General features: G+C 60.9%; 1 protein-coding gene. It reads right to left on the bottom strand.

The genetic code is table 11. From position 1 onward, the window contains the following. Nucleotides 1-276: DUF1320 domain-containing protein (locus MO867_RS22955; protein ID WP_252473461.1), on the bottom strand; the 276-nt coding region annotated here is incomplete at both ends.

Raw genomic sequence — 276 nt, 5'->3', positions numbered from 1 at the left:
TACCTTGCTGTGCGCTGGTGTCGTTCAGGCCCAGGGAAAACTTGCCGTCTGCGGTCAGCTGCAGCAGCTTTAGGGCATCGCGGTAATCGCGCACTATGGGGTCATCGCTCTCGCCGCTGACGCGATCCTGGTGCAGGAGATAGCGGCAAATGGCCCTGGCCCAGGTGGTGACAATGCCCGGCACCGGGTCCAGGGGCAGATAACCACGGCGACCCAAAAAACCATCGATCACCGATTTGGCATCACTGATGGCGTCATCAATCCGCACCAGGGCGT

Origin of the sequence: Microbulbifer okhotskensis, from assembly GCF_023895975.1 — a bacterium.
GTDB lineage: Bacteria > Pseudomonadota > Gammaproteobacteria > Pseudomonadales > Cellvibrionaceae > Microbulbifer > Microbulbifer okhotskensis.
Note: the sequence above shows the minus strand (reverse complement) of the source record. Positions and strands in the feature narration are given on the sequence as shown.